At 49.2% G+C, this 19612-nt stretch carries 14 protein-coding genes; 8 read left to right on the top strand and 6 right to left on the bottom strand.

Annotation, left to right across the window (positions count from 1 at the left end; all coding sequences use genetic code 11):
* Nucleotides 1-220 precede the first annotated feature (220 nt).
* Both BM202_RS08720 and BM202_RS08725 read left to right on the top strand, forming a co-directional pair.
* Nucleotides 221-1081, top strand: coding sequence for a hypothetical protein (locus tag BM202_RS08720; protein WP_245776581.1), 861 nt, complete (start codon nucleotides 221-223; stop codon nucleotides 1079-1081).
* Between the two features lie 145 nt (nucleotides 1082-1226).
* Nucleotides 1227-2051 carry a glycoside hydrolase family 16 protein gene (locus BM202_RS08725; RefSeq protein WP_093824966.1) on the top strand — a complete coding sequence of 275 codons (825 nt, stop codon included), beginning with the start codon at nucleotides 1227-1229 and terminating at the stop codon, nucleotides 2049-2051.
* Between the two features lie 12 nt (nucleotides 2052-2063).
* On the opposite strand, the gene BM202_RS08730 is transcribed toward BM202_RS08725, so the two are convergent.
* Together BM202_RS08730 and BM202_RS08735 are read right to left on the bottom strand one after the other, a co-directional pair.
* On the bottom strand, nucleotides 2064-3587 hold the full coding sequence (locus tag BM202_RS08730; protein WP_093824968.1) for an FAD-binding protein: 1524 nt from the start codon (nucleotides 3585-3587) through the stop codon (nucleotides 2064-2066).
* 33 nt (nucleotides 3588-3620) lie between these two features.
* Nucleotides 3621-3956 carry a Bor family protein gene (locus BM202_RS08735; RefSeq protein WP_245776582.1) on the bottom strand — a complete coding sequence of 112 codons (336 nt, stop codon included), beginning with the start codon at nucleotides 3954-3956 and terminating at the stop codon, nucleotides 3621-3623.
* A 201-nt stretch (nucleotides 3957-4157) separates the two neighbouring features.
* Here BM202_RS08735 and BM202_RS08740 point away from each other — a divergent pair, with 201 nt between their 5' ends.
* Together BM202_RS08740 and BM202_RS08745 are read left to right on the top strand one after the other, a co-directional pair.
* Nucleotides 4158-5873: an alpha/beta hydrolase gene (locus BM202_RS08740; RefSeq protein WP_093824969.1), complete on the top strand. Its 1716-nt coding sequence runs from the start codon at nucleotides 4158-4160 to the stop codon at nucleotides 5871-5873.
* Nucleotides 5874-5886: 13 nt separating this feature from the next.
* Nucleotides 5887-6225: an HNH endonuclease gene (locus BM202_RS08745; protein WP_093824971.1), complete on the top strand. Its 339-nt coding sequence runs from the start codon at nucleotides 5887-5889 to the stop codon at nucleotides 6223-6225.
* A gap of 146 nt (nucleotides 6226-6371) precedes the next feature.
* Here BM202_RS08745 and BM202_RS08750 read toward each other — a convergent pair whose 3' ends face one another.
* On the bottom strand, nucleotides 6372-7688 hold the full coding sequence (locus BM202_RS08750) for a glycosyltransferase (RefSeq protein ID WP_245776583.1): 1317 nt from the start codon (nucleotides 7686-7688) through the stop codon (nucleotides 6372-6374).
* 504 nt (nucleotides 7689-8192) lie between these two features.
* On the opposite strand from BM202_RS08750, the gene BM202_RS08755 reads away from it, so the two are divergent.
* Both BM202_RS08755 and kynU read left to right on the top strand, forming a co-directional pair.
* Nucleotides 8193-11618 carry a DUF7133 domain-containing protein gene (locus BM202_RS08755; protein WP_093824973.1) on the top strand — a complete coding sequence of 1142 codons (3426 nt, stop codon included), beginning with the start codon at nucleotides 8193-8195 and terminating at the stop codon, nucleotides 11616-11618.
* Nucleotides 11619-11756: 138 nt separating this feature from the next.
* On the top strand, nucleotides 11757-13031 hold the full coding sequence (gene kynU, locus BM202_RS08760) for a kynureninase (RefSeq protein WP_093824976.1): 1275 nt from the start codon (nucleotides 11757-11759) through the stop codon (nucleotides 13029-13031).
* Here kynU and queG read toward each other — a convergent pair.
* On the bottom strand, nucleotides 13014-13973 hold the full coding sequence (gene queG / locus BM202_RS08765; RefSeq protein ID WP_093824979.1) for a tRNA epoxyqueuosine(34) reductase QueG: 960 nt from the start codon (nucleotides 13971-13973) through the stop codon (nucleotides 13014-13016). The genes kynU and queG overlap by 18 nt on opposite strands.
* A 248-nt stretch (nucleotides 13974-14221) precedes the next feature.
* Here queG and BM202_RS08770 point away from each other — a divergent pair, with 248 nt between their 5' ends.
* A complete protein-coding gene (locus BM202_RS08770; protein ID WP_093824980.1) occupies nucleotides 14222-14845 on the top strand; it encodes a nucleotide exchange factor GrpE in 624 nt (207 codons plus the stop codon).
* Nucleotides 14846-14956: 111 nt separating this feature from the next.
* Nucleotides 14957-16120: a molecular chaperone DnaJ gene (gene dnaJ, locus BM202_RS08775; RefSeq protein ID WP_093824982.1), complete on the top strand. Its 1164-nt coding sequence runs from the start codon at nucleotides 14957-14959 to the stop codon at nucleotides 16118-16120.
* A gap of 253 nt (nucleotides 16121-16373) precedes the next feature.
* On the opposite strand, the gene BM202_RS08780 is transcribed toward dnaJ, so the two are convergent.
* Together BM202_RS08780 and BM202_RS08785 are read right to left on the bottom strand one after the other, a co-directional pair.
* A complete protein-coding gene (locus BM202_RS08780) occupies nucleotides 16374-16727 on the bottom strand; it encodes a LytTR family DNA-binding domain-containing protein (protein WP_093824983.1) in 354 nt (117 codons plus the stop codon).
* A gap of 75 nt (nucleotides 16728-16802) precedes the next feature.
* Nucleotides 16803-19247 (bottom strand): TonB-dependent receptor, encoded by a 2445-nt coding sequence (locus tag BM202_RS08785; protein ID WP_093824985.1) that lies wholly within the window; start codon nucleotides 19245-19247, stop codon nucleotides 16803-16805.
* Nucleotides 19248-19612: the final 365 nt, after the last annotated feature.

Raw genomic sequence — 19612 nt, forward strand, 5'->3', positions numbered from 1 at the left:
TTTTTCGTGATCATGATGGCGATTTGAAAACCGCTCTTTTTACTGGAAGACCGTTGATTTATACCACAATAAACCCCTTGCCCCGTATAGATTTGTATCAGCAACCATAAGTAAATTCACTTAATTCGCTGAACACATCATGCGTTCGACGGCTACCATACTCTTGCTTGCCAGCCTGCTTTTGACATCATGTCAGTCACTCAAATCAAACCTGACTGCCATGAGCCAGCAAAAAAAATATTGCGAACCAGCGTTCAGGTTTGATTACGATTCAACTTATCTGCCTATTCCTGATTTTCAGTCTGTTATCCAAAAGGACACAAGTCTAGCGAATCGGTTTTCGAGCCATGATTTGCTCGTCGCCAATGCTGCCGGTATTCTGCCTTCACTGCATGAATTCATTATCCTGAAAACGGTAAACCGTGAAAGCAATGATCGAGAACTCTCGGCTAAACGGCAACAAATTAATGATCGAATTTCGTTAGCCTCCATGCAGATTTCAAGCATAGCCGCCGAACTTGATTGTGAGGCCGAGCGGGCTAACCGTCTGGCCAACTATTTACAGCAAATGGATAGCAAACGCATCCAGCAGCTAACGGTACTTTCTGTGGTTGTCGGAGCCCTAACGACAGTGGCCACCGCTTTCATTCAATCGGATACGCCCAGTAAAACAGTAAGTATTGGAGGAGGGGCTATAAGTGCCTTCCTGGCGGGTAAAGCTGCGTTTGCGTCGAAGCGGACCATTCACCTGGTGGATCAACGCAATTTATTGACTGACATTTGGAATCAGCACCAACGGTCAACGGTTTATCCTCCTTTCGTATGGTACATGCTTACCGATAAGTCATTTAGCTATGGTGGTCAGCACTCGATCAGTTTTAATACACGCCAACGCTGGGTGGACTATAGTTTAGACGGTACATCGGCTCAGGAAGTACAGATGTATTTCGCGGCCGAAGGCGATTACAGAGCCGATAATCTCTCTACACGCGCTGAAATGCTTAATCAACTCCAGTCGGAAGTTCGACTCATTGTTCAGGATCTACAGAGTCTACTTCTTAACGTATCAAAACAATTTTAATATCTTTATTCCCAGGCTGGAAGAATGACCACAACTGGTATAACCAACGAATGTGGTTAAATGTAAACAGATTCGTTTTTCAGACTAAAATCAATGCCGTTGAAGCTAGCTCTGCGCCACCTGTTGAGAAGTATATTTTGAACGTATGAAAAGCTTTGTTGTCATAAAATTGCTGACTCTTCTGGCCATCCTTGCTGGCAACGCTGTTGACGTATCGTTACAAAATCAGCGTAGTATACTTCCACCACCTCGCAAACTTGTCTGGGCCGATGAGTTCGATAAGGCTGGCCTGCCCGATTCAACAAAGTGGGGGTATGAAGTTGGGGGAAATGGCTGGGGTAATAATGAACTGCAAGTCTATACCTCCCGACGTAGTGAAAACGCCCGTGTCGAAAATGGCAAACTCATTATCGAAGCCCGAAAAGAATCGTATCAGGGAAAAAACTATACCTCAGCCCGCTTGCTGACTCAGGGCAAAACCACCTGGACCTACGGACGTATCGAGGCCATGGCCAAGCTGCCCAAAGGCGTAGGCACCTGGCCTGCGGTCTGGATGCTGGGCAAAAACATACCAACGGCAGGCTGGCCTAAGGCTGGCGAAATCGACATCATGGAGCACGTTGGTTTTGATGAGGGCGTTGTTCATGGCACCGTTCATACCGAAGCCTACAACCACAGCAAAAAAACCGAAAAAGGTAAGGCTGTTACTGTTAAGGACGTAACAACGGCCTTCCATCTGTATGCCATAGAGTGGACCGCCGACCAGATCGACTTCTTCGTCGACGATCAGAAATATTACAGCGTTCAGAAGTCAGCGCTGGGCAGCACCGAAGCCGAGTGGCCGTTCGATCAGCCGTTTTACCTGATCCTGAACGTAGCCGTTGGTGGCAACTGGGGCGGGCAAAAAGGCGTCGACGAAACCATCTGGCCGCAGCGCATGGAAGTTGACTACGTGCGGGTGTACCAGTAAATTCGAACTGGGCTACGTAGTGGGTAAAATAGTGTCCAGCCCCCACTGTTTCATGACATCGTTGGTAAACAGCTTGAGGGAATTTTTGTCCTTCATCAGCGTATTTCGGGCTTTTATCCAGGCATCTACACTGGCGGAGGAATACATGGTCCGTAGGCGGGTTTTAGTTAAGTCGAGCATCTTGCCCCAATGAAACGCAAACGGAATCCCGGCGGCTTCTAATTTGTCCCAGAACGTAGTGCAGAAGCTGGTCGTTTTGTCCGAGAAAATTCCGTCTAATTCGAGCACACAGGTCTTCGGAAATTTAGTAAAACCAAGGGTGGCATCCGTTCCTTTAACGTAGCGGAACGCAAAAATTCCAGTAAATGGCCCAGTTGTGTCATTATGCGCCAGTAATAAACTGATCACATCCGACACCTTATCCGAGGGAATACTGACGGCAGCGCTGAGTAACTTACCATGAAAACTGGTACTCGAAAAGATTTCTCCGTGCGTGCCAAAAACCTTTTCAAAAACAGGATACTGTTGCCTGGTAAGCGCATTGACGACCATTGGAACAACGGCCGGAATGACCTGGGTCAGTCCCCCAATAAAGCTTGGCGCATCATCGCCGGGTGCCACACCGGGTGGGCTAATGGATGGGCGCGGGTAGTCATCGGTGTAGTCGCGCTTATACATGGTCGTCACATAAGCCCCCTCGCCGAGGTCGTATGGGTTGATAACTACCTGAAAATGGTAAGGGTCTTCATTCGTGAACGGTAACGACAAATGGGTGAAATCAAGCGTTTTCATACTCTCCTCAAGAACGGCATCAATGGGCATCCGTCGCCGATACGTTTCATAGAGAAAAAGCGGCACCGTTTCGATCATGACACCATGAATGAAGCCGAAACTGCCAAAACTTACCAGAGCCGCTTTAAACAAATCATCGTCACGGACGGGTTCAGCGCCTATTTTCTGGAGAAACGAGTCAGAGACGACGGGGTACGATTTTCGTTCGAGCCATACGTGCCGGGTAGGGCTTACGATGATATGCAGCCCCACGACAAACTCCGGAATTGCCCCGATCTTGTAGGCCGATCCATGCGTACCGGTCGATAAAGCCCCGGCGATCGTTTGTCCATTGCTGGCCCCCGATGTCATGAGTGATCGCTTGCGTTTCCGGAGCCTGTCCGTCAGTTCCTGAACCGACACACCACACTGCGAGAAATAAAGATCATCGGCCGTTTTAGCGTAGGCGGACTGGACGCTGCCATCTGTAATTTTTAGACTAATATTCAGCGGCTTCGTATTGAGAACAATGCCGTCGGTAGCCGTAATTTTCGTAAATGACCACTCCCCACCAACAACCCGCAGGCGCAGATTTTTCTGGATAGCTTCCTGAAGCAGTTGCTGAACGCCAGCGGTGGTGGAGTTATAATCGTCGACGATGTTATCGGTTTCGTCGTTGGCCAGATCGAAAAGATTGTTGATCTCCTGCACGAAGGTTTCATGACGGGGCGACCATTTTTTTTGATTGGTAGGGTGAATAATCATAGTCGGGAGGGTCTGATACGTAGTAATTTGGCGTTATAATTCACCTTCGCGGGGGCAGGGTTTGGGGCATTTCCATTCTACCTGTACGGGACTCCAGATGCCGAGCGTTGCGACGGTGAGTACAGAATAGCCGAGATTGGTCGTTATCCGAACTTCATCTATACTTTTCAGATTAAGCGTATCGCAATTGGTGGCGACCACATTCTGCTGAACAAGACCCCAAAAGAATGAGTGGGCTGTTTTCCTTTGGTAGCCTGTTGAGGGATCGAATTTCGACGTTGTAATGCGGTAGTGATAGCAACTTTGCGTGGTGATAAGAATCAGTGCCAGACAGGCCTGCCGAATGCGTAAGGAATAGCGTATTTTCATGATCGTACTTTTTAGATATGAATTGATTATCAATAAATTAGTGACGACTATTTGGCTAAATCAATACATACCTATTCAAAAAAAATCTTGGTTTGGGCTTTAATTGTGGTAACGGGCAGGTTACTTATTTATCGGTCAGATAAGCGTTGACAATCATCAAATTCAGTATCTTACCTGCTGTTCAACAACCTGACCTCCTGTATGAAATACCAACTACTTATTTTGCTGGGGTTGCTATCTATGGCTGCCCGCTCGCAGTCGCCGACTTTTTCCGTTACGTTCCCGCTCTCCAAATCGGTTAAACCACTTGATGGGCGCGTGCTGCTGATTCTGGCGAAAACGGATAAACCAGAACCGCGCTCGCAGGTGAGCGATGCCGTTGAAACCGCTCAATTGTTTGGCGTCGATGTGAATGAACTCAAGCCCGGTCAAGCCGCAACCGTCGATGCCAGTGCGTTTGGCTATCCGAAACGTAGCCTGAAAAACATCGCCCCCGGCGACTACTACGTGCAGGCGGTGTTGCATAAATACGAAACCTTCAAACGGAGCGATGGCCATACGGTCAAGTTGCCGATGGATCGGGGAGAAGGACAAAACTGGCGAACGGCTCCGGGTAATTTATTTAGCAAGGCGCAGAAAATCAGCATTAAAGCGGGCGGTGGTCAATCCTTTGCGGTCGTGATGGATCAGGAAAATCCTGTCCTTCCATTACCGAAAGACACGAAATTTATCAAGCACATCAGAATTCAGAGCAAGCGCCTGACCGAGTTCTGGGGGCGGCCAATGTTCGTTGGGGCACACGTACTGCTGCCTGCCGGGTTCGACGAGCACCCCGACGCGCATTTTCCGCTCTGCATTTATCATGGGCATTTTCCTGATGATTTCGCTGGATTCAGCGAAACACCTCCGCCTGCCAATATGGATACGACCGATTACATCGAGCGGTTTAAACTCCACGGCTACAAAAAAATCGTGGCGCAGGAAGCCTATGATTTCTATAAAAAATGGACCAGCAAGGAGTTTCCCCGCATGTTGATCGTTGAAATTCAACACGCGAATCCTTATTACGACGACTCCTACGCGGTGAACTCCGAAAATCTCGGCCCGTATGGCGACGCTATTATGTATGAACTCCTGCCCGAAATCGAAAACCAATTCCGGGGTATTGGCCAAGGCTGGGCGCGTTTTACGTATGGCGGTTCAACGGGTGGCTGGGAAGCGCTGGCGGTTCAGGTGTTGTATCCCGACGAGTTCAATGGCTGTTTTGCCGCCTGTCCCGACCCCATTACGTTTGACGCCTACACGAACTTCAATCTCTATAAAGACAAGAATGCTTATTACGCCGAAGGGCCATTCCGCCGGACACCAAGGCCCGGTCAGCGGAATTACCTCGGTCAGGTGAAATGTACCGTTGAGCAATCCAATCACCGCGAACTCGCCATTGGCACACACAGCCGATCGGGGGATCAGTTCGATATTTGGGAGGCTGTGTATTCACCCGTTGGGGCCGATGGCTATCCGAAACGAATCTGGAATAAACTCACCGGAGAGATTGATACCACCGTGGCGAACTATTGGCGTGAGCATTACGATCTCATGCATATTCTTCGGCGCGATTGGAAAACGCTTGGTCCGAAAGTGGCTGGTAAGATTCATATTTACTGCGGTGATATGGACAACTATTATCTCAACAACGCTGTTTATCTGATGGAAGATTTTCTGAAAAGTGTACAGAATCCAGTGGCCAACAGCGAAGTAGCGTACGGCGACCGCGCCGAACACTGCTGGAACGGAGATCCTACGCAACCAAATTATATCAGTCGCCTGCGTTACAATACCATGTACGTAGACAAAATCATGAAACGCATCGAAGAGTCAGCCCCTCAGGGTGCTGATTTGAAAAGCTGGCGCTATTAAGCCAACGCATTCTATGAATTTACCACATACACTAAATGGAAACCGGATTCTAAAGAAGCTGGATTTTGACCTTTTATACACCAAATACAACAATCACCGGCGCTTACAGGTATTCGCCAAAAAAGGAACGTCTTGCGTGCGATGTGGTGTCGATGGTGTTTACCTGCTGAAGTCGGTGGATCGGGGAGATGGGTATCATATCGATCTGTATACGGCCAATTTTGTACTCATGACGATTGACCATATCATCCCTAAATCCAGAGGTGGAGCCAGTGCCCTGTCGAATTACCAGCCTATGTGCCAGCATTGTAATGGGTTGAAAGGCAACACACTGGAAGGCGCCGAGTTGTAAGGTAAAACGTATTGACCAAAGCGATGTAAGGGATTTCCTGTTCGGTCGCTATGGTAAAAATAAATCCCCCCTCAGCGCTGAGGGGGGATTTATTTTGCTACGTATCCCATGATCGTGGGATGGCGGAGTGTAGGGCAGGCGGGTAGTTAAGCTACCTGTAAATTCACGTCCGATTTCTCCAGTAAGGGTGTGATGTATTGCTCACACAACGCATTCGCGTCGTATTGGCGGAATTCGTCTGCCAGCTTCTGCACATTTCGTTTGTACTGTAGATCGGTAAGTACCCGTTCGACACCCTGTCGGATTTGAACAGCGGTTGGGGTTTCCGTCTTCAGATCGACGCCGAGTTTAAAATAACCGACGCGGGCCGCAATCTCATTTTTGCCTTCATGAACCCCCGCAGCTACCATGGGCAGGCTGTTTTGAATGGCCATCGTAACCCCTCCGTAGCCCGCATTCGTGACGTATACATCGGCGTAGGGCATCACGGAATTGAAATCAATAAAGTCGTCAATGATGATGTTTGCCTGCGGATAGCGAGCCTGTAGCTCTTTCGTCTGTGACCCACCCGTGGTAGCAATCACCAGTGTTTTTTCGTCGTCTTTGAAGGCCTCCAGCGTTGGCAAAATAATCTTGGCAGGATCGCGTTCAACAGTACCCTGTGTCACCAGCACCACCCGTTTATACTGCTTGGCTAAAGCTACCTGTCTGAATGGGTTTCGAACGCTTTGGCTATAAGGCAACATCGGCCCTACAAAGCGAATATTGGCACTTTTGTTAGGACGATTGTAGTCAAAACCAGGTGTGCCACTCTGCAAAAACACATCGGGCTGCCGAACAAATGCATCAAATACAAAATCGGGACTTGGTGGCAAACCGTGATCGGCCAGGAGTTTATTATACAAATCCGTGCAGGACTTGAACAGGTGGTTATTGGTTAGATACCGCAAAAAACTGTGCTTCATCCGCCCGAAAATGTTGTTCGAGGGGACCAGTCCTAAGCCGGTCGGCGGCAATCCTTTGGAGGTCTCGGTCAACGGCACCACGCCCACAGTCGCTACCGGTACGTTCAGCAACTGCTTTATGAAAGGGCCACCCGCAAACAGCAGGTCACAAACCAGCAGATCGTATGGCCACTCCTTGTAGATGGCCGTTAGATCGGCGGTGAATTCTGGGGCACGTAGCAGAAATACATTGTTGATGTCGAACCGTAGCCGGGCAAGGGTGCCTTTAATGTGCTGGCGTTCGGGCAGGGCTGTGTCGAGATTTAACTGATTGATTTCCTGCGCCTGTTGATACGGATAATACGGAATACCAAGTTTCTGGATTTTGTCGGCATAGCTTGGGCCGGTATACCACCGAACATCGTGTCCCTGATTTTTCAAATGAACGGCCAGACCCGTCAACGGGTTGAGGTGACCGTCCATGGGCATGGTCGCAAACAGAATACGTTTAGTGTTCATTAGTAGGTGTTGTTGGGAGTAAAAGAGGATTATTGCTATCAATAAAGATGCTGCTAAAGTAGTTGGTCGCTTACTGGTCGACCAGCGACAACAAGCTGAAATGGAAAAAATGGCGGTTGAATTAGCATTAAATGGGATTAACCTGTTGGTTGTAGAGATTCACTCTTTCCCCGTATCCTTTTTATTGTTACCTACTGTCTCAACATATCCAGTGATTGCTGAAACGAAAATGAATGCAAGTAAATGTCTTTTAATCAATTGGTTAGGCAACTTTCTGTCTAAGGAATATGTCAATGTTTTTATCTAGTGGTTATTAAATATGTCTATAAGTCACAATCGACTAATTTTGTAAATTATATCGTACGCAGACAGGTAGGATTGCCTTGGCAACTTGCTTACAATACCACCAACGTATCCAGACCACTGTGCTACGTTAACAACTTATTTATTGATCTCTCAATCAAGTAGTAACTTAGTAAACTGACGCCCTAATCGCCGTTTAGCATGAAAAAAGTGCGTGTATCGTTTCCCGTAAACAAGAAGATCGTCTGGCTCTGTGGGCTGGTCCCAATGCTGAGCCTGCTGGCTTACCAGCAAGACAAAGACCCCATTGACCGACGTATCAAACGGATGGCTCCCGAAAAAGCCGCGGCTCTGGCGAAATCCATCGAAGCAACCGTAACGCCGGAACTGGCTGAAGGACTTACCCTGAAGCTGTGGGGTGTCGATTCGCTGGTGGCCGATCCAATTGCCATCGATATTGACGACAACGGACGTATCTACTACACCCGCACGAATCGGCAGAAAAACTCTGAATTCGATATTCGCGGGCATCAGGATTGGGAAATTGAATCGAACCGACTCCAATCAATCGAAGATAAACGCGCTTTCCTGCATCATGTGCTGTCGCCGGAAAACAGCAAGAAAAACGAGTGGCTGAAAGACCTCAATGGGGATGGCTCGCACGATTGGAAGGATATGACCATCGAGAAGGAAAACATTTACCGGATTGAAGATACCTCCGGCGATGGCGTCGCTGATTTGTCGCAATTGGTGGTCGATGATTTTCATGATGAAGTGACCGACGTCGCGGGTGGTGTTTTAATCAACGGTAACGATTTATACGTAGCCGTCGCCCCCGATTTATGGCGGATGCGCGATAAGGACGGTGATGGCATTGCCGAAGAAAAAACGTCCCTTTCGCACGGCTATGGCATTCACGTTGGCTTTAGCGGTCACGGTATGTCGGGCGTAGAAATGGGGCCGGATGGAAAAATCTACTGGCAGATTGGCGACATCGGCTTCAACGGAAAAGGCCCCGATGGCAAGAAATGGGAATATCCGAACTGTGGTGTTGTAGTAAGGGCCAATCCCGATGGCAGTGATTTTGAAGTGTTTGCGTCGGGCGTCAGAAACACGCATGAGTTTGTGTTCGATGAGTACGGAAACCTCATCAGCGAGGATAACGATGGCGACCATCCGGGCGAGAAAGAGCGGCTGGTATACATCGTGAATGGCTCGGATACGGGCTGGCGGAGCAACTGGCAGTACGGCAAATACCGCGATCCAAACAACAATACGTATAAAGTATGGATGGACGAGCAGATGTATAAGCCGCGCTTCGAAGGGCAGGCTGCCTACATTACGCCAACCATTTCCAACTTCGTGAGCGGCCCCGCCGGTATGCTCTACAACCCCGGCACGGCCTTGAGTCCTAAATACAAGAACACCTTTTTCATCGCTGAGTTTGTGGGGAATCCCGCCCGCTCCGGCATTCATTCGTTCAAGCTAAAAACAAAAGGAGCTTCGTTTGAACTAGGTGAACAGAAGAAGATTCTGGGTAACGTACTGGCTACCGGCATTGATTTTGGCCCGGATGGGTCCATGTATATTGCCGACTGGATAAACGGGTGGGATGCTAAAGATTATGGACGCATCTGGAAACTAGACGACAAAGAAGGTACTGCCTGGACAGATCGGCAACGTACCAAAACCCTGCTGGCTGAAAATTTCAGTAGTCGTCAGCCAACTGATTTGGGCGAGTTGTTGAAAAATCCGGACATGCGGGTTCGCCAGAAAGCGCAGTTCGAGTTGGCGAAGCGGGGAGAGGTTGGCGTGTCCATATTTACCGCAGCTATCAAACAAACTGGCAATCAGTTAGCGCGGGTGCATGGCATCTGGGGTATCAGTCAACTGGCTCGCCAGGATATGAAACACGCGCAACTTCTGATGCCGCTGTTGCAGGATACTGATCCAGAAATTCGGGCGCAGGCGGCCAAATGGATTGGTGATGTGCGTTATAAAGAAGCTGGCCCTGCCTTGATTCCGTTACTGAAAGACGCCAATAGTCGCGCCCGTTTCTTTGCGGCCGAAGCCTTGGGACGTATCGCTTACGAACCCGCTATTCAGCCGATTATCCAGATGCTGGACGCCGAAAAAGATGAGGATGCGTACCTGAGGCATGCCGGAAGTTTGGCCCTGGCGAGGATTGGGAAAGCTGAACCCATCATAGCCTTGTCGACTAGTCCGTCGCGGGCAGTTCGGATTGCTGCGGTGGTGGCCCTTCGGCGCATGAGTAATCCCGGCATCGCCAGTTTCCTGGCCGATCAGGATGAATTTATCGTCACCGAAGCGGCTCGGGGCATCAACGACGACCTGTCAATTCCCGCAGCGTTGCCTGCGCTGGGGAACGTATTGAAGACGACTAAGTTTACCAACGAACCTCTGCTACGTCGGGCCATTAACGCAAATCTTCGGGTTGGCACGTCGGAAGCCATGCAAAATCTGATCGACTACACCCTGAAAGAAGGTAGTCCTGTCGCGATGCGGGCTGAAGCACTGGAAGCGCTTAGCACCTGGTCGAAACCGTCGGTGCTAGACCGGGTGGATGGTCGTTATCGGGGCGTCATCGAACGCGATCCGATGCTGGTGAAAAACAAAGCAGCCGATCTATACATCAAGATGGCGTCCAGCTCCGAATTGCCTTTGCGATTGAGCGCCGTTAAAGCCATCAGCAAACTAAACCTGACGGAGGGTTCGGCAACGCTGTTTACGCGCTTGACGGAAGATAAAGAACCGACGGTTCGGATTGCTGCGTTACGTTCCCTGGCTGCGATGAACGACCCACAAATCAGCAAAGCGATTGAAAAGGCGCTGGCTGATTCCGAAAAAAGCGTGCGCGTAGCGGGTCTTGACCTGGTTGCCAAAACGAACATGTCTAAAGACCTGATGGTGTCGCTGCTGTCGGATGTGATCGCTAAACGGACGACCGAAGAAAAACAGGCGGCCCTGGTTACACTGGGAAAATTGCCGGTTAAAAATTCGCAGCCCATTTTCGATCAGTTGCTAACAAAAATGTCGGCGGGAAGTCTAGCGCCGGAAATTCAACTGGAATTGGAAGAAGCCATCGACAGCACGCGTTCTCCGCAATTGATCGGCCGTTATAAAGCGATGGTGGCCAAATTCTCACCCGATGCCGTCGCGGCTTCGTTTAAAGGCAGTCTGATTGGGGGCGAACCTGACCTGGGCCGACGTATTTTCTTCCGTCACCAAACGGCGCAATGCATTCGGTGCCATTCCTACGATGACCTGGGTGGGGATGCCGGTCCCCGATTGAATGGCGTAGCCAGCCGACTCACCCGCGAACAACTACTGGAGGCTTTAATTAACCCAAGTGCCCGACTGGCACCGGGTTTTGGAACGGTTACGCTCAAACTTAAAAATGGCAAAACAGTTAGCGGTATTCTACAGGGCGAAACGGCCACCGACGTTAAAGTCAAAGCGGGTGATAAACCAGATATTGCTATCCCGAAAGCGCAGATTGCCAAACGGACCAATTCGCCATCGGGCATGCCCGAAATGCGCTATCTGCTGACGAAACGGGAAATTCGGGACGTAATAAGCTTCCTCGCTACGTTAAAAGATAGTTAAGTTGAGGTGAAATGAAAGCTTACAAAGGCCTAATGATCGTGCATCATTAGGCCTTTTCTTTACATCAGGATTTATAAGACCTTAAACAAAACAACCTCAAAATCGTAATCTATTTACCGATTACTACCCATCCTCCCGATGAATTACGAAAATTCCCTCGCCTTCGCTCAGCAACTCGATCAGGCTGATCCACTACGTCATTTTCGCGACCGATTTCATATTCCTAAGCGGGATGGGCAACCATTGATATACCTGTGTGGGAACTCACTGGGATTGCAACCCAAAACGGCCCGGGATGCTTTGAATCGGGAACTCAATACGTGGCAGAATCTGGGCGTAGAAGGCTGGTTTGATCAACCAGAAGCCGCGGAGCAACCCTGGTTAAGCTATCACGCTACCTGCAAAGACGCCTTGGCGCACATCGTCGGCGCAGAACCGTCGGAAGTGTGTCCGATGAATGCGCTGACGGTTAATCTTCATTTACTGTTGGCGTCTTTCTACAAACCAACCGAAAAAAAATTCAGGATTCTAACCATAAAAGGCGATTTTCCATCGGATCAATACGCGCTGGAAACTCAGGTTAAACATCATGGCCTGGACGTTGCGAAGACAATTATCGAAATTGCTCCTCAGGACGACGGCGAATCCACGCTGGGCCTGATTCATACAACCGATATTCAGAAGGCTATTGTCGAACACGCTGACTCGCTGGCCGTGATCTGGATGAGCGGCCTGAATTACTATACCGGACAAGTTTATAACATGGCGGCTATCGCTGAAACTGCCAAGCTGCATTGCATTCCCATTGGTTTGGACCTGGCCCATGCTATCGGCAACGTACCGCTACGTCTCCATGATTGGGACGTCGATTTTGCCACCTGGTGTTCGTATAAATACCTGAACGGTGGTCCGGGAGCAGTTTCCGGTGTGTTTGTGCACCAGAAACATCACGATCAAAACCTGCCCCGGCTGGCAGGCTGGTGGGGTTATCGGGAAGACCGGCGTTTCGACATGACGCCCGGTTTCTTACCGGCTTCCGGTGCCGACGGCTGGCAGGTCAGTACGCCAAATATTCTGGCGTTGGCGCTGCACCGGGCCGCCATTTCCATAACGGCCGAAGCGGGCCTTGTGGCATTACGGCAAAAAAGCGAGCAGCTTACTGGCTTTCTGGAATACGTATTGACGCCCTTTGACGAGATTCAGCTGCTAACACCGGACGATCCAAATCAACGCGGTTGCCAGTTGTCGTTGTTAGTACGAAAAAAGGGTAAGGCTTTATTTACCTATCTGACAGAACAAGGAATTATTGGCGACTGGCGGGAGCCTGACTGCATTCGACTGGCGCCCACGCCCTTATACAATACATTTGAGGACGTTTGGCAAGTCGGTGAAGCGTTACGGAAGTTTTTTTAGCGCTGATACTTCGGCGGTTGGTTTTACAAATGCTACGTTCCGTTTCAGACCGTCTAGCTTTGTCCGTTTCACCGCCGACCGCCGAAAGATTTCCCGGAAAACGTCTTCCGTAATTTCTTCCCAATCGGTGTTTGTCAACGTAGTGAGTTCAGGGTGCGGATCAAAAGCGGGTGTTTGATGTGGTCGCGAAAACCGATTCCAGGGGCAAACATCCTGACAGATGTCGCAGCCGAAAATCCAGTTGTCAAATTTTCCCTGAACCTCAGTCGGGATAGCCTCTTTCAGCTCAATGGTGAAGTAGGAAATGCATTTGCTGCCATCCACGACGTAGGGCCCGACAATAGCGTCGGTAGGGCAGGCGTCAATGCAACGCGTGCAGGTGCCGCAATAGTCAGTGATAGGGCCGTCGGGTTCCAGTTCGAGATCCAGAATTAACTCGCCAATAAAGAAGAAGGAACCGATCTCGCGATTGATCAGGTTCGTGTGCTTGCCAACCCAGCCCAAACCCGCCCGCTTGGCCCAGGCTTTATCCATAACAGGGGCCGAATCGACAAACGCCCGCCCACCTACTTCGCCGATTTCTTCGTGAATGTAGGCTAGCAAGTCCTTCAGCTTGTCTTTTATAACGAAGTGATAATCTGTGCCATAGGCGTATTTTGATAGCTTATAATCCGCATCGCCTTCGGGCAGTTTCTGCTCAGGATAATAATTCAGTAGAACCGTTATCACCGACTTGGCATCATCGACCAATAAGCGTGGGTCAAGGCGTTTATCGAAATGATTGGCCATGTAATTCATCTGGCCGTGCATCCCATTTTTGAGCCAGGTTTCCAGACGGGGGGCTTCTTCTTCCAGAAAATCGGCTTTGGCTATACCACAAAAATCGAAGCCTAATCCAAGGGCTTTGGCCTTAATGAGTTGCGTATAGTGCCGAGCGGGCATGAACGTGAATAAGCTAGAATGAGCAATGAAGGCTAAAGACCTATTGGTTAAGAACTATTTTGTCCTGTTTTTAAATCCTGTAAATCATATAAATCAATTAAATCCTGGTTCAGACATCCAGTAAATCCTGCCAACCTTGGTTCAGACATCGACAAGGTACTGTGTCAACTTGTCAGGAAATCTGGTTTTGGCCGGGCTTTTGCCAATCTTTGTCTATGAATTTCTGGAAGCGAAATAGAAGCTCAGCAATGGAAAATAAAGACATCATAGACGAAATGCCGTCCGAGAATACCCAACAATCTGACAACCTGACAACCGCAACGGCGGACCGCGAAGAAGCCGTAACGGTGAATGGTGGCGAAGCCGCTGAAGCAACCGAAGAGGTGCCTCAAGCCGACGCTTTTGTGGCAGAAACCGCAACGGCGGACCGCGAAAAGATCGGTAGCGAACTGGCCGAACTGAAAGACAAATATCTCCGTTTATACGCTGATTTTGACAATTTTCGTCGGCGTACTGCCAAAGAAAAACTTGACCTGATCAGCAATGCAAACGAAGGCTTATTGAAAGCGTTGATTCCGGTTGTCGACGATTTCGAGCGGGCTATGCAGTCCATCGACCAAACCGACGACATAACCGCTGTCAAAGAAGGTGTATCGTTGATCTATAGTAAGTTATATAAAACGCTGGAAGGCAAAGGACTAAAGCCAATGGTGTCGAAAGGCGAACCGTTTAACGCTGACCTGCATGAATCTGTCACGCAGTTTCCGGCTCCCAGCGACGATTTGAAAGGCAAAGTCATCGAAGAAATTGAGAAAGGTTATTATCTAAATGACAAAGTCATCCGGTTTGCAAAAGTGATTGTAGGAAGCTAAAATAATGAGTGAATGAGTGAATGAGCGAATGAGTGAAAAATTAATGCAATTGCACCGGCAATCTGGCATTTTCACTCATTCGCTCATTCACTCATTCACTCATTCAAAAATATGGCAACGAAGCGCGATTATTACGAAATTCTGGGCGTTGACAAGAACGTCTCAGCGGAGGATTTAAAGAAGGCGTATCGCAAGATGGCTATAAAACACCATCCAGATAAGAACCCCGACGATCCTACCGCCGAAGAGAAATTTAAGGAAGCCGCCGAGGCTTATGACGTACTGAACGACCCGCAGAAAAAGGCCCGCTACGATCAGTACGGTCATGCAGGTATGGCTGGTGCGGCAGGTGGTGGCTACGGTGCCGGTGGCCCGTCGATGGAAGATATTTTCAGTCAGTTTGGCGACGTCTTTGGCGACGATTCGCCATTTGGCGGTTTCTTCCGGGGCCAGGGCGGTGGCGGTGGACGGCAACGCGTTCGTCGTGGCTCCGATCTGCGCATCAAACTGAAACTGAATTTGCAGGAAGTTGCCAACGGCGTTGAAAAGAAGATCAAGGTTAAGCGGCATGTAACCTGTAATACCTGTGGGGGTAACGGGTCCAAAAACGGAACCGCTGTGCAGACCTGCTCGACTTGTCAGGGCACTGGACAAACCCGCAAAGTGGTCAATACGATGCTTGGTCAGATGGTGTCGACCAGCACTTGCCCAACCTGTAATGGCGAAGGTAAAATTGTAACCGATCGTTGCGATGCCTGTTTTGGCGAAGGACGCGTCTTGCAGGAAGATGTTATTCCAATCAAAATTCCGGCTGGCGTTGCCGAAGGTATTCAATTGTCGGTTGGCAGTAAAGGAAACGTACCACCACGCGGAGGTGTAGCGGGCGATTTGCTTATTGTAATTGAGGAGGAAGAAGATGCCGACCTCAAACGCGATGGCAACAACGTAGTGTTTGATCTGTATGTCAACTTTGTCGATGCGGCCGTTGGCACCAGTGTCGAAGTGCCTACGATCGACGGCAAGGCACGTATCACGCTCGAGCCCGGTACGCAAAGTGGCAAAATTCTTCGCTTGAAAGGCAAAGGCATTAAAGAGCTAAATGGCTACGGTCGGGGCGATGAACTCGTTCATGTGAATGTCTGGACACCGAAGGCGTTGTCAGTTGAAGAGCGGGCAATCCTGGAGAAGTTACGCCATTCACCAAACTTCCAGCCCAAGCCCAATAAGAACGAAAAGGGGTTTTTCGATAAGATGAAAGATTTCTTTCACGGATGAGCAAATGCGCTGAATAGGTACTTAGCCAATAGAAAGTAACCAGCAAAAAAGCCCCGTTTCGGGGCTTTTTTGCTGTCAAGTGCTTAATTCAATACGTGTTTGTTACAGGTTCGTTCGAACATTCATAAGACGGTTGATTTTTACCGCATCTTTCCACCGTCATAACAAAAAACAGCCGGTCCATAGAACCGGCGTTTTGACCTCCAACTGTGCTTAATACCCACTGTACGAGCCTAGTAGCAAATTGGCTGCGTCAGGGTGTACTATTATTTTTACGGCTGGCAAGTTCCTGAATCATTTGATCCAAAACCTGATTAATTCTTCGCTTGGCGATGGGCAATATCTCCCCCGAAAGCAGTGTGACATAGGCTTGTCTGGAATCTATTTTGATAACTGTCTGGATGCATTTGGGGTTAACCAGATGTTGCTTATGAATGCGTATGAAATCAGGTAATCGACTGGCATACTGAGCAAGTGAGGAAGGGAATATATGGACTTTTCCGTCATTCATATGCAGATACGAGTAGTTGCTGTGGCCGGATATGCGAACAATGGCAGCTTGATTATCGGGGGTTATTTTGTTATGGGTTAGCTTTAATTTACTCATTCAGGGATGTTGACGTTGATCGCATACATACGATATAGGACGCACGATGGATTCAATTAACATCAGGCCCATCAGTTATCGGCCATCCTTGTCATCGTTACTGATCTTTTTGCCTTTTTTACCGCCACCAGCGCTCATCTGCCCAAATCGCCACTCAAATGAGAGTCGTATGGAACGGCGGATGTAATAGTTTCGGGCTTCTGATTCGAAGGTAGGGGCCGACTGATGGCTCGTTTGCACGACTCCTCGATTGAAGGGGTTGTTCAGACCTAAGGTCAGACTCGCCTGTTTGTTCACAAACTCCCGTTTGGCCGAAATACTGTGCCAGTAAAAACCGGTGTTCGTTCCTTGCAAACTGACCCAGCTTGAATTGAAATTGCCATTGGCCTGTAGTGTGAAATTGTTGGGTAGTTTGTAACTGGTGTTCAGATTGACGTTCCACACCAGACCATTATTTCCCTGATTGAGCGCCGGACTGAACAAGTCGACGTAGCGGACGTCACCGCCCCCATTGAGATTCCAGTTTTTAATCGGCTGGCTGCTCAGATTCAGGTTCAGTCCGTAGGCTTTTCGCTGGGCAATATTCTGCGGTTTGTTAATCGAGACCCCGGCTGCGTCGACGGTCGAGACATAGTCGATGGCGTTGTTGGTAAGCCGCCAGTACAACGCCGTATTTACCGATAAGCCATTTTTGGTACTGACACTATAGGCCAGTTCGGTGGCGTGACTTAGTTCTGGGTTAAGATACGGATTACCTGTTTGAATATTTTTGGGATCGCTCTGGTTCAGCCAGGGATTCAGATACCAGACCATCGGGCGCTGAATACGTTGCGTATAACTTACCTTGACCGTATGGGTTTTGATGGTTTTGGCTAACGTGAAGCTAGGAATCAGGTTGGAATATTGACTGGCTAACTTCGTTTGGGTTGTTGTGAAATCGCCCTGGATGTCCGTATGTTCGATACGTGCTCCGGCGTTCAGATTCCACTTTCGTTTCGTGTCGATTCGCAGGGCGGTGTAGGCTGAATAAACCCGTTGTATGTAATTAAAATCGTTCGATTGGGTAGAATCAGTCACCAGGGCTCCCTGACCATCAAGCGACTGTGATACCCGGTATTCACTGCCAATGTCACGCAGAATTCCTTTCAATCCAACTTCAAGTTTTAGGCTGGTTGTGTCTTTCCGGCCATTGATGGTGAAGGGATGGGTGTAATCCGTCTGAAAGGTATACTCCTGATTGCTGCTGTAGTTGCTGCTATGCTGGCGATAGATCAGTTGTTCTGCCATCGAATACCGATCGGTATCGTAAACGTAATTATCGGGCATTCGGCTGAACTGAGTCAGGATCGAAAACTCCTGACCGGGCTTTTGAAACGTTTTGGTATAACCCAGGTCGAGCTGGCCGTTGCCGTAGGGATTACTGAACCTGATGTCATTCCGAAAGGCTTGCAGTTCCTCCCCAGCGGGGTTCGTCAGCCGGTTCACTACGTTGCTGTTATTGGGATAATAACCACCCCAGACATTCGCGGCAAAATTGAAATGATTAGTCGAATCGGGATCATAATCAATGCTCATTTCGCCATAGCCGCCCGTACCGGTATTATCGGCACTACTTTGTTGAGTCAAGATACTAAGTGGCTGACTCGGTCCGTCGCTGCTGGGCATCAGCGCCGTACGCGTCGATTGATTTTCGCGCTGGTTACGAAACTGATAGCCGTTGGCGGAGAGCGAAAGGCCAAATTTCTTTTTCTTCAGGTTCAGGCTCGTCCCTACGCCCCGGTTCATCGTGCCAGCCGTGACCGTAGCAGTTCCGTTGAACCCCTGAAGGGCTTTTTTCGTGATGATGTTAATGACCCCAGCTGAACCCTCCGCATCGTATTTGGCACCTGGACTCGTGATCACTTCGATGGATTTAATAACATTGGCGGGCATTTGCCGCAGCGCATCCGACAGATTTCGCGCCATCATGGCCGAGGGCTTCCCGTTAATGAGCACTTTGATATTACCATTGCCCCGCATCTGAACATTTCCATCCAGATCAACGCTCAACGTAGGCACCTTACGTAGTACGTCAGCCGCCGTACCACCCGCGTTGGAAATGTCTTTTTCGGCGTTATACACCAAACGATCCCCTTTATCCTCGACCAGCGCTTTTTGCCCCGCTACAGTTACCTCCCCCAGCGTTTTTCCTTCCGTGTTCATAAGGATCTGGCCCAGTTCGAGTGATGGTTTCTCCGTTGTGAGCAGCACCGGCAGGGATTTCGTCCGGTAACCCACAAACGATAGAAGGAGTGTGTAGCGCCCTACCGGAATATTCGGCAAGACGAACGTACCGGCGCCATCGGTGGTGGTGCCAGTGAGGAGTTTAGGTCCGTCCATTAGGGCCACTGTGGCAAAGGGAACGGCTTTTGTCGTCGTTGAGTCGGTGAGCGAACCCGCTAGTTTACCGGGCAGGAGGGCTTGAGAGAGGGCACTGGAAAGCCCAACGCCAAGCAGGAGCAGCGTGAAAAGATGTTTCATTAAAAGTGGGTAGTCGTCGGACCTATTGGGGGTGAGTTGCTAGTGGGATTGGGGTTGAGATTTTATTAGTGAACGGAAAGAATGGTCCGGTTTCATGCTTGCCCGTTTGTTGTGTTAAGGATGGAGAGACAGTGTAGTACGTTGCATCATGGAGTAAAAAAAGCTGATCTTCCATACGCTTAACGATACATCAGGCATTTCTTCATCCCTGGCTGATGCCTGGAAACAAGTGATTCGCTGTGCTTTTCAGGAAAATAAGTTAACTGATTTGTTTAACCTGGCTGGTAACTGGTACGAAGACGATTGAGAAGGAGAAACATTACAAATGCTTGTCATTTTATTAATTAGTCCTGCTTTGATTTAGT

Source organism: Spirosoma endophyticum (assembly GCF_900112365.1).
Classification (GTDB): Bacteria; Bacteroidota; Bacteroidia; order Cytophagales; family Spirosomataceae; genus Spirosoma; species Spirosoma endophyticum.

Excerpts from the sequence above, each read along its gene's own strand:
- BM202_RS08725 (WP_093824966.1), top strand. The coding sequence starts at position 1,227 with ATGAAAAGCTTTGTTGTCATAAAATTGCTGACTCTTCTGGCCATCCTT.
- queG (WP_093824979.1), bottom strand. The coding sequence starts at position 13,973 with ATGCCCGCTCGGCACTATACGCAACTCATTAAGGCCAAAGCCCTTGGA.
- BM202_RS08735 (WP_245776582.1), bottom strand. The coding sequence starts at position 3,956 with ATGAAAATACGCTATTCCTTACGCATTCGGCAGGCCTGTCTGGCACTG.
- BM202_RS08720 (WP_245776581.1), top strand. The coding sequence starts at position 221 with ATGAGCCAGCAAAAAAAATATTGCGAACCAGCGTTCAGGTTTGATTAC.
- BM202_RS08730 (WP_093824968.1), bottom strand. The coding sequence starts at position 3,587 with ATGATTATTCACCCTACCAATCAAAAAAAATGGTCGCCCCGTCATGAA.
- BM202_RS08770 (WP_093824980.1), top strand. The coding sequence starts at position 14,222 with ATGGAAAATAAAGACATCATAGACGAAATGCCGTCCGAGAATACCCAA.
- BM202_RS08780 (WP_093824983.1), bottom strand. The coding sequence starts at position 16,727 with ATGAGTAAATTAAAGCTAACCCATAACAAAATAACCCCCGATAATCAA.
- BM202_RS08740 (WP_093824969.1), top strand. The coding sequence starts at position 4,158 with ATGAAATACCAACTACTTATTTTGCTGGGGTTGCTATCTATGGCTGCC.
- kynU (WP_093824976.1), top strand. The coding sequence starts at position 11,757 with ATGAATTACGAAAATTCCCTCGCCTTCGCTCAGCAACTCGATCAGGCT.
- dnaJ (WP_093824982.1), top strand. The coding sequence starts at position 14,957 with ATGGCAACGAAGCGCGATTATTACGAAATTCTGGGCGTTGACAAGAAC.
- BM202_RS08750 (WP_245776583.1), bottom strand. The coding sequence starts at position 7,688 with ATGAACACTAAACGTATTCTGTTTGCGACCATGCCCATGGACGGTCAC.
- BM202_RS08745 (WP_093824971.1), top strand. The coding sequence starts at position 5,887 with ATGAATTTACCACATACACTAAATGGAAACCGGATTCTAAAGAAGCTG.
- BM202_RS08755 (WP_093824973.1), top strand. The coding sequence starts at position 8,193 with ATGAAAAAAGTGCGTGTATCGTTTCCCGTAAACAAGAAGATCGTCTGG.
- BM202_RS08785 (WP_093824985.1), bottom strand. The coding sequence starts at position 19,247 with ATGAAACATCTTTTCACGCTGCTCCTGCTTGGCGTTGGGCTTTCCAGT.